9 protein-coding genes are annotated in these 10,209 nt (G+C 48.2%); all 9 read right to left on the reverse strand.

Annotated features, from left to right (window positions below):
- Positions 1 to 17 precede the first annotated feature (17 nt).
- Positions 18 to 713: an adenylate/guanylate cyclase domain-containing protein gene (locus AC1DXC_RS17625; protein WP_477460484.1), complete on the reverse strand. Its 696-nt coding sequence runs from the start codon at positions 711 to 713 to the stop codon at positions 18 to 20.
- A gap of 199 nt (positions 714 to 912) precedes the next feature.
- Complete coding sequence (locus AC1DXC_RS17630) at positions 913 to 2,163, reverse strand: sulfate adenylyltransferase subunit 1 (protein ID WP_477460485.1); 1,251 nt, start codon at positions 2,161 to 2,163, stop codon at positions 913 to 915.
- A gap of 153 nt (positions 2,164 to 2,316) precedes the next feature.
- Positions 2,317 to 3,222 carry a sulfate adenylyltransferase subunit CysD gene (cysD, locus tag AC1DXC_RS17635; RefSeq protein ID WP_477460486.1) on the reverse strand — a complete coding sequence of 302 codons (906 nt, stop codon included), beginning with the start codon at positions 3,220 to 3,222 and terminating at the stop codon, positions 2,317 to 2,319.
- Entirely contained in the window at positions 3,219 to 3,938 is a 720-nt protein-coding gene (locus tag AC1DXC_RS17640; protein ID WP_477460487.1) for a phosphoadenylyl-sulfate reductase, read from the reverse strand. Before AC1DXC_RS17640 ends, cysD begins: the two co-directional genes overlap by 4 nt.
- On the reverse strand, positions 3,939 to 5,450 hold the full coding sequence (locus AC1DXC_RS17645; protein ID WP_477460488.1) for a TSUP family transporter: 1,512 nt from the start codon (positions 5,448 to 5,450) through the stop codon (positions 3,939 to 3,941).
- Complete coding sequence (cobA, locus tag AC1DXC_RS17650; protein ID WP_477460489.1) at positions 5,428 to 6,219, reverse strand: uroporphyrinogen-III C-methyltransferase; 792 nt, start codon at positions 6,217 to 6,219, stop codon at positions 5,428 to 5,430. Before cobA ends, AC1DXC_RS17645 begins: the two co-directional genes overlap by 23 nt.
- On the reverse strand, positions 6,216 to 8,309 hold the full coding sequence (locus tag AC1DXC_RS17655) for a nitrite reductase (RefSeq protein WP_477460490.1): 2,094 nt from the start codon (positions 8,307 to 8,309) through the stop codon (positions 6,216 to 6,218). Before AC1DXC_RS17655 ends, cobA begins: the two co-directional genes overlap by 4 nt.
- A gap of 415 nt (positions 8,310 to 8,724) precedes the next feature.
- A complete protein-coding gene (locus tag AC1DXC_RS17660; RefSeq protein WP_477460491.1) occupies positions 8,725 to 9,726 on the reverse strand; it encodes a hypothetical protein in 1,002 nt (333 codons plus the stop codon).
- Between the two features lie 293 nt (positions 9,727 to 10,019).
- A partial coding sequence (locus AC1DXC_RS17665) for a hypothetical protein (protein WP_477459077.1) occupies positions 10,020 to 10,209 on the reverse strand: 190 nt, incomplete at its 5' end.

Below are 10,209 nucleotides of genomic sequence, written 5' to 3' on the forward strand. Positions count from 1 at the left end.
GTTTGTACTGCGCCGCCTTAGCCCGATATGGCAAGCAAGTAGCTCATTTGCAAATCGGGTTCGGCCAATGCTTTGGGCACATAGTAAGGGCTACCGGCAAGGCGTATCTGCTGCCCCTGCGCTATGCCCTGCAGCGTAACCGTTTGTAAGCCCGCTGCGGTTTCCGGCTCGTTTAAAAAGTGGTAAGCGTATTCTGAAATGAGCAAATCATTGTTCAGTTCCCTGGTTTTTGCCTGTAGCCGGGCCGTAATGTTTACGGGCAGGCCCATTACAGCCAGCTGCGGCGTGCCTTCCAGCGAGAATTCATCTATAAAAACACGGCCGGCGTGTAAGCCCGCACCCATTTCAAGGGGAGCGTTTTCGGTGTCGATAGCATACGAGTCGTTGAACAGGCCCACTGTGCGGAACATGGCCCTGGTGGCCAAATAGGCGTTATTTACGGCCTCGGGCAGAGTGTCATGCAAACCAAATACCGCGTACAGGCTGTCGCCGGCGGTTTCTATCACCTTGCCGCTAAAGCTTTTGATGATTTGGTTAAAGGCGGTGAACAAGCGGCGTACTATCTGGATAATGTGCTGCTCGGGCTGCGACACCATCAAGCCGGTAAAGTTGCGGATATCCAGGAACAATATGGCAAGCTCTTTTTCTTCATATGGTATTGCCGTAGCTATGGCCGGCAACAATGTGGTATGGGTGAGGTAATTGTTTTTCATGAGTATGTGTGTTTGTTACCTATCAGACGACCGATAACCCCAAACATTTCAAAAAATATTCAATTTTTTATTTGCTGATGTTTTGATGACAAAAAGAGAGCTGTAGCAAGTGGTCATTAAACAACAAACCCCGCACGAGTTGCACCTCGCGCAGGGTTTTTCTGCATCACTTTAACAGAATATAATTGGTCAATTATATTTAATCTACGGCCTGCCTTAGCATCAGCGCGCCCACGGTAACATTGGTGCGGCTATCGATGATGATAGCGCCACCGTTGGCTTTGTTTAACTGGTAAGGGTCGAAGGCAAGGTGTTCGGCGGTTTTGATAACGATGCGACCGATATCGTTCAGCTTGAAATCTTCATCGTAATCTTTCTCGAGCGTATTGATGTTCACCTTATAAAGCACCTCGCTTATTCTGCAGCGGATGGTTTTGGTGTTGTGCTGTACCAGGTAGGTGAGCGAGGTGTCCAGCGGGCGGGTGTCCATCCAACAGAGGTCGGCCTCTATCAGGTTCGATAGCTGCGGCTGCCCGGCACTGTTTACAATAATATCGCCGCGGCTGATATCGATATTATCTGCCAGGTGCACCGTTACCGATTTACCAGCCAAAGCCTCTTTAAGCTCCTTATCATAAAACTCTATTTTAGATATGGTGGAGCTGAAGCCGGATGGCAGTACCGTTACTTTATCATTCACTTTAAAAGAACCGCTGCTTACACGGCCGGCGTAGCCACGATAATCGTGCAGTTCGTCGGTTTGGGGGCGTACTACCCATTGTACAGGAAGGCGTGCATGCGCCGAAGCATCGTCTATCTCCAGTTCTACATTTTCCAAATGCGTAAGCAGGCTGTCGCCGGTGTACCAGCCTATTTTTGCGGATGGGTACACAATGTTATCACCTTTTAATGCGCTAACGGGGATGTAAGTAACATTTTTAAGCCCAACCTTACCGGCCAGCACTTTGTAATCGGCCACTATTTTGTTGAATACATCTTCGCTGTAATCAACCATATCCATTTTGTTTACGGCAACTACCACCTGCTGTATCTGCAGCAACGACACTAAAAACGAGTGACGGGTAGTTTGCTCGATAACGCCTTTACGGGCATCAATCAGGATAATGGCCAGGCCGGCATTACTGGCACCGGTAACCATGTTGCGGGTGTACTGGATATGCCCCGGCGCATCGGCAATGATGAATTTACGCTTGTCCGTCTCGAAGTATTTGTAGGCTACATCAATGGTGATGCCCTGCTCGCGTTCGGCCTTTAGGCCGTCGGTAAGGATGGCCAGGTCGATGCTGCCGTCATCGTTTTTGCGGTTAGATGCATGGAGAGCCTCCAATTGATCTACCAGTATCGCTTCGCTATCGTACAACAGGCGGCCAATCAATGTGCTCTTGCCATCGTCTACGCTGCCTGCGGTTATAAATTTTAAAATGTCCATTCTTCTATATTTCGGAATTCGGATTTTCGAATTCGGATTTTATGTCCGCTCTCTTGATTTGCTTATCGTAGCCTCACCTAAATCCTCTCCAAAGGAGAGGACTTGAAGAAGCTTTTTTTACCTCCCTCTCCTTTGGAGAGGGGCGGGGTGAGGCTAAAAATATCCCCCTTTTTTTCTGTCTTCCATGGCGGCTTCGCTTACTTTATCGTCCATACGGGCGCCGCGTTCGCTTATTTTAGAAGATGCTATCTCGTTGATAATATCATCTATTTCAAAGGCGTACGATTCTACAGCTGCGGTACAGGTCATGTCGCCAACGGTGCGGAAGCGTACATTCTTGTTTTCTATCTTATCATCCGCATCCATATTCAAAAACGGCGATGCAGCCATTAACTGACCGTTACGGGTAATGCAATCGCGCTGGTGCGCAAAATAAATGGTTGGCAGGGCGATATTCTCGCGGCGGATATAGTTCCATACGTCAAGTTCCGTCCAGTTGCTTATCGGGAACACGCGTACGTTCTCGCCTTTATGAATTTTGCCATTGTAGATGTTCCAAAGCTCGGGGCGCTGGCGTTTCGGGTCCCATTGGCCAAATTCATCACGCACCGAAAAAATGCGTTCTTTAGCGCGGGCTTTCTCCTCGTCGCGGCGGGCACCACCTATACAGGCATCAAACTGGTGTTTGGCGATAGTATCAAGCAGCGTAACGGTTTGCAAAGCGTTACGGCTGGCGTTTTTGCCTTTCTGCTCTATCACCTTACCCTCGTCAATACTATCTTGTACGTGACCCACGATGAGTTTTTCGCCAATGCGGGCTATCATATCATCGCGGTAAGTAATGGTTTCCACAAAATTGTGCCCGGTATCTATATGTACCAACGGAAAAGGGAATTTACCCGGGCGGAAGGCCTTTAACGCCAGGTGCACCAGGGTAATGGAATCCTTACCGCCCGAAAATAACAGCGCAGGTTTTTCGAACTGCCCGGCTACCTCGCGCAATATATAAATGGCCTCTGCCTCTAACTCGTCCAGGTAATCTAACCGGTATTTGCTCATTCCTTTAAATCATTTAGTTCAACTGCATGCAGGCCGCATTCTTTTTTACTTTGGTCTTCCCACCACCAGCGCCCGGCCCTGAAATCTTCGCCGGGTTGTACGGCACGAGTGCATGGCGCGCAGCCAATGCTCGGGAAACCTCTGTCGTGCAGTGTATTGTACGGTATATTGTATTGTTTAATGTATGCTTTTACGTCCACCAGCGTCCAGCTGAAGATTGGGTGGTATTTGAACAGGTTATTGCCATTATCCCATTCCACATTGCTCATGTCTTCGCGGTTGGCACTTTGGTCGGCACGGATGCCGGTTACCCACAATTTATTGCCCGCAACGGCACGGTGCAGGGGCTCTATCTTACGGATGCCGCAGCATTGCTTACGGTTCTCTACCGATTCGTAGAAGCTGTTTGGGCCCTTAGCGTTCACCATAGCCTCCAAAGCAGTATGCTCGGGATAGTAAGCGTGGATGGGTTTGCCGTATATTTCCATAGTGCGGTTCCAAACATAGTAAGTTTCGGGGAACAAGCGGCCGGTTTCCAGCGTGAAAACTTTAATGGGGATATCGTTGGCGAATATCATATGCGTTATCACCTGGTCTTCCCAGCCAAAGCTGGTAGAGAACACGATCTCGCCCGGGAATTCTGCAGCTAGTGCACGTAGTGCATCCACAGGCTGCTGCTCAACAATCAATTGCGATATGTAACTAGTATCTGCCACTTAGAATACTTTGTTGATAAATTTGTAAATACTGTAAAGGCTTATCAAAATTACGATGATGCCCACTGATGCCATAATTGTTTTTGCAGAAATCTTGTTGGAGATTTTTGCCGCGATTGGCGATGCCAGCGCGCTGCCGATAACCAGGCCCGCCACGGATTCCCAATACTTGCCGTTGAGCATTAAAATGAAGGTAAGCGAACTGGTTAACGCAATAAAAAACCGCGACAATTTTACAGTGCCTAAAGAGAAACGGGGATGGCGCCCGCCGGCGATGAGGGTTGAAAGGACTATAGAGCCCCAGCCGCCGCCGCCAACAGCATCAATAAAGCCACCGCCAAGCCCAAGCAGCGAAATATTTTTGATTTTTCCTGATGTACGTTTACGGTTGATGTTGATGGCTTTGGATAAAATAACGCTCCCTAATACCAGCGTGTAAAAAGATACAACGGGCTTGGTATAAGTACTGTAATGTTCGAGCGATGAGAGCAGGTATGCGCCTGTAACCGCACCGATGATGCCGGGGATTAAAAGCAATTTGAACAGCTTCCAATTTACATTGCCCATGCGGTAATGCATCCAGCCCGCTATGCCGTTACTCAGTATCTCTGATAAGTGCACGCCCATGCTTGCCGGTGCAGCGGGTAAGCCCATGGATAAAGAGAACGTGGTTGATGTAACGCCGTACGACATGCCTATCGCCCCATCTATCATGGCAAAAACAAAGCCTGCCGCTAAAAAATAGTAAAACCGAGGGTTGATGTTTTCTACGAAAGATTGAAAACCCGGCTCCCTCAACCAAAGCGATGTAATCGTAATAGCCAGGAAAGCCACAAATGTACTCCACACCACCAGTTTTAATGCATTGTTGCTTGGGGGAGTTTTGCCGCCTACCAGTACAGCGGTAACACGGTTAAGTTCTTCAACTTTATGCGCAAAATCTCCGGAAAGTTTGTTCCTTATTTCGCTCATGTGTTGTAACGTAACATCCAACTCATCGGGCAATGCATCACTGAAAACTTCTTTAAGGCGTTTGGCTACCGTTGGCGATTTGCCGTTGGTAGAGATACCTATCTTGAGATCGCCCTTTTGCACTATAGAGCCGAGGTAAAAATCGCAAAGCTCGGGCTTGTCGGCTACGTTGATAAGCAGCTTGCGGTCGTGTGCCGACTGGCGGATATACGCGTTCAGTTCTGCATCGTCGGTTGCGGCAATAACCAGGTCGGCATTGTCCAGATCGGTATCTGCAAATGCTTTTTTGATGAGAGCCAGCTTTGGCGTGCCCGCTGCCACTGCCTCTATCTGGGGCAGGAAAGTTTTTGCAATAACGGTTACGGCCGCATCGTGGCTATTGTTCAGCATGGCTGTCAGCTTTTCAAGGCCAACATTGCCACCGCCAATAAGCACGGTATGCAGGTTATTCAGCTTTAAAAACACAGGGAATAATTGGTTTCCCTCTGATTTTTGCGGCGGAACGTCCGTTATATGATTATTCCTGGGCAACGATGTCATAAAATTCCCTGATGGGCTGAAATTTTGGATGTAGAGAAACCACTTCGCCAAAAACAATTAAGGCAGGGGAGGTGATGCCATTATCTTCGGCTGATTCCACAATGGTGTTCACGGTACCAACTACTACTTTTTCGTTATCGGTCGTTCCGCTTTGTATTACGGCAACGGGTAGCCTGTGTTTGCCTTCCGCTTTAAATATTTCGGTAATTTGAGCTAATTTATGGATGCCCATCAATACTACTATGGTAGCATTGGTTTTGGCGGCGGCGTACAGGTCTGCAGACACCTTACCATCGCTGGTGGTGCCGGTTACTACCCAAAAGCTTTCGCTCAAGCCACGGTGTGTTACAGGGATGCCTTGCAAGCCCGGTACGCCAATAGAACTTGATATACCAGGTATAACCTGCGCAGGGATGCTGTAATCTGCTGCATGGTCCAATTCCTCGTACCCACGACCGAATACGAACGGGTCGCCACCTTTTAAGCGGACAACGTGGCCATAGTTCAGGGCATAATCAATCATCAGTTTATTGATATTTTCCTGCGAGAAAGAATGATCGCCGCTGCGTTTGCCCACGTACACTTTGGTAGCATGCTCCGGGGCAAACTCCAATAATTCTTCATTAACCAAAGCATCATACAAAACCACATCAGCGGTTTGCAGGGCTTTGATGCCTTTTATAGTAATAAGCTCGGCATCGCCGGGGCCTGCGCCCACTAAGGTAATGCGTGGCTCTTTTACAGTAGTTTTTGTTTGCGTTTGTATCATGATTGCAATACTGCCTCTCTTTTATCTTTTACCGATTGCAGGAATGTTGCCGCCTGTTGCAAATAGGCGGTCGCGAATGCCTCGGATGGTTCGTTCTTGTTTATTTGCAACACCAGGTCGTTAAAGGTACCTGCTAAGGTAAACTCGCCGGTGGCTACGTAGTTGTTATCGAATTCTTTGATGATGCCTGTTTGGGTGCTGCTGTTTAAGCCTTTATCCAGCAATAATGCCTTAGCCGCGCTGATCATGGTGTTGTAAGCATGATAAATAGCATCGCTCCACAAACCTTTGGCATAAGCGCCGTTACTCCAGCCCAGTTTCTCCTCGCTCTCGAATAGCAGGGTAGCAACCAAATCGATGATTACGCCGGCGCATTCGCCTACGCCAATGGCGCTCACATAAGTTTCCTGATGGCCCCAGTCAACAAATTCATCATCGGTTAAGGTGGTGAGATCTGCCAACGGTTTTAACAGGCGGTAAAAGTAATCTTTACCTTGGCGGTCGTAATAGGCGTGGTAGGTTTCGTTTTCCTGCGCGGATGCTTTGTAGTCGTCCAGTACAGCACGTAAAGCATGCGTAGCACGTTTTGAAGGGACTTTGATAACCCTGTCTGCAGCGCGGCCTTCGCCATTGCCTACGGTGCCGCCACCCAGCATTACCTGTACAGATGGTAATACCCTGGCACCCGCTTTTAGCGAACTGCCGTGGAAGCCGATATGCGCCAAACCATGCTGGCCGCAGCTGTTCATACAGCCACTAATTTTTATCTTGATCTCGCGGTTGTAAATAAAGTCCTCGTATTCGTTGTAGATGAGGTCTTCCAACACCTTAGCCATGGTCATGCTGTTGCTGATACCCAGGTTGCAGGTATCGGTACCGGGGCAGGTGGTAACATCGGCAATGCTATCGAAGCCCGGCGCGGCAAAATCAAGGGCGTTAAGGCCCTCGTATAATGCCGGTAAAGCCTCTTTGCGGATGAATTTCAGCAGCAGGCCCTGGTTTTGGGTGATGCGTATCTCATCGCCAACGTAGGGGCGGATGGCATCAACCAGTTTGCGGGCAACATCGGTAGGGATATCGCCAACGGGTACTTTAATATACACGCCGAAGAAACCCTCTTGCTTCTGTTCGAAAACATTGGTAGCCAACCATTGCTCATAACGGAAAGGATTGGCAATCTCTATAGTTGGGTATTCAGTAGTTTCCGGTAAAGCAGGGGCGGGGACTGTATCGCGGTTGATTGGGTAGGTTTTTACCTTGATGGCGATGCGTTCTTCTTTAGCCAAACGCAGTACTTCCTCCAAACCAATCTTCTGAATCAAATATTTTAAACGGGCCTTGTTGCGGTTATTACGCTCGCCATGGCGGTCGAACACGCGGATAATGGCTTCGGCGTAGGGGATAAGCTGATCCTCAGGCAGGAAATCTTCTACCGGGCTGGCCAGTAAAGGCTGCGCGCCAAGGCCGCCGCCAAGCATTACTTTAAAGCCGCGTTCGCCGTTCTCATTTACTTTCGGGATGAAACCCAAATCGTGTATGTAAGAGAAAGCAGTATCCTCGTCGCTGGAGGAGAAGGAAATTTTGAATTTACGACCCATTTCCTGGCAGATGGGGTTCCGTAAAAAGTAGCGGAACATCGCATCTGCATAAGGCGAAACATCAAACGGTTCCTTTGGGTCGATGCCCGAAGTAGGGGATGAGGTTACGTTACGCACAGTGTTACCGCAGGCTTCGCGCAGGGTGATATCGTCGCGCTCCAGTTCGGCCCAAAGTTGCGGGGTACGATCGAGGCTTACGTAATGTATCTGTATATCCTGGCGGGTGGTGAGGTGCAGGTTGCCGCTGCCGTACTCGTCTGATATATCGGCAATCTTCAATAATTGTTTAAAAGTGACTTTACCGAAAGGTAATTTGATGCGCACCATTTGTACACCCGGCTGGCGCTGGCCATACACGCCGCGTGCTAAACGCAGGCTGCGGAACTTCTCATCGTGTATCTTACCCTCGCGGAACGCGCGTATCTTCCTTTCAAGGTCGATAATATCTTGTTCCACAATCGGATTCTCCAGTTCGGTCCTGAAGCTCTGCATATTAGTATTTAATTTAGTTTTAGTATAAAAAAACCCCTTCGCTGTGGCTGAAGAGGCATATATTTTAATTTACATATACTTACAACCACACTTTATCGCCTTGCATACAGCAATATACGAATCTGGTTTGATATATGTAATCTTTGTTTGTCATTATTACACCCCAAATATATACATACTATAGGGGATTAGTAGAATTTATTTAAAAAAAGTGAGGATTTGATTTTAGGATGACGGACGGACGTGACTATTCACTTAGTATTGTCATTGCGAGCGCAGCGCGGCAACCTCATAGGACATTGAACATAGCAGAGCTAATTTGCATATCCGCTTGTCCTATGAGGTTGCCACAGCCCCCGCCCGCTTTCCACCGCTTCGGCTTCGCAATGACATGGTGTTGAATTGGATGCGCGGATTATTGATACTGAATATAAAGCGGTGCAGGCTTCAGGCTAAGAACTTCTTTTGGCGTCAGCATACGGTTTGGCGCATTCTTGATATCGTTTTTGTAAAACAGCTTAAAGCCGGTGAATTGTACCGGTTCGCCTTGCACGAAGTATTTGTAAGTGCCCTTCTTTAGTTCGGGCGGGCCCCAGCCATCCATATCCATCACGAATTGTACGTTCTCGCGCAGCTTAATATCCTGATAGTTGGTCACCATGCGCTTGGTGAAACGGTGCACCACGAATATTTTAGGCGGCAGGTTGTATTTGATGCAAAGCTTGCTGAGGTAATCGCTCACGTAGTTGATGTCTGCCGCATCGAAAGTGCCGATGCGTTTACCCGGCACGCTGCCCTCTTTCATGGAGAACTCCGGGTCGATGCCGAAATGCACGTTGGGCATCCTCAAATATTTCTCCAGTTTGGGTAGTTCAGTCTGTACCGTGCTGAAACCCACCTGTATATCCAGGAATACCAGCGCATTGATGGGCTTGGCCATTTCTATAGCCTTATCTATCTGGCTAAAGGGCATGCGCAGATTGTGGAGGCCGTTGCGGCCGGCATCGGCCTGGGCGGTTACGCATATATAATGCAAAGCGGGGACTACAGACGTGAGCGTATCTGCAGCTTGCCAGGCTTTTACTTCGGCCATTAGCCTGCGGCGCATTTCAACGGGTTCGTACTGGCCAAGGGCACCCATATTTTTGGAGTACATATTGCCGTAATAGGCCACTATACGGTTAAAGGGAAGTATGGCGCCGGGCAGGGGGTAAGGAGCATGTTTAACCGGCCAGCGTTTGTCGCCATTGGCCATGCGGGCCATCAATGAGTCGTAACGGGCGGTATCGAGGGTGGGTTTTAAGGTGGTATCCTTAACGGCCACTTTTAAGGTAGTATCTTTAACGGTGACCTGTGCGGATGCGGAAGTTACAGAGGCTGCGAAAACGATAAGCAGCAGGCGGAAGGTGTTTTTCAAGTGTGTTTGCGTTGGGTGATATTAACGCGCAATATAGCGTTAGGTTTGCTCAGATTCAGCAATATTTTTGAAATTCACGGTGATTTTCGTTGCGAGGATACTGCCCTTGCATGGCCTTAGGTTCAGAATGTGGGATACGGTGAGGATTATAGTTAATGGGACTAAATAAAGTGTAAACCCATAGCCGGATTATACCCTAAAGGTGTTCCACTTTTAGCAAAAAAAGTGTTCCACTGTCTCGTCCTGAAAAAAGTTTACACTTTTACTGATTAGTCCTGTTGTTGGTTTACACTTTATTTTAGTCCTGAATTAGGTTTACCCTTTTCTAAAGATAAAGAATAATTGTTGTGGTTTGCTTGTCGTGTTGGAATGTGGGAAACTCCTTCAGTTTTCCATATTCCAACACGTTTTTCTTTTTTTGCTTCTTTTTTTCTTTTTGTAGGCTCCTTTCTTTTGTTGAAAACTATGATACCGGTTTTTTGC

The sequence above is a fragment of the Mucilaginibacter sp. P2_D11 genome (assembly GCF_056404435.1).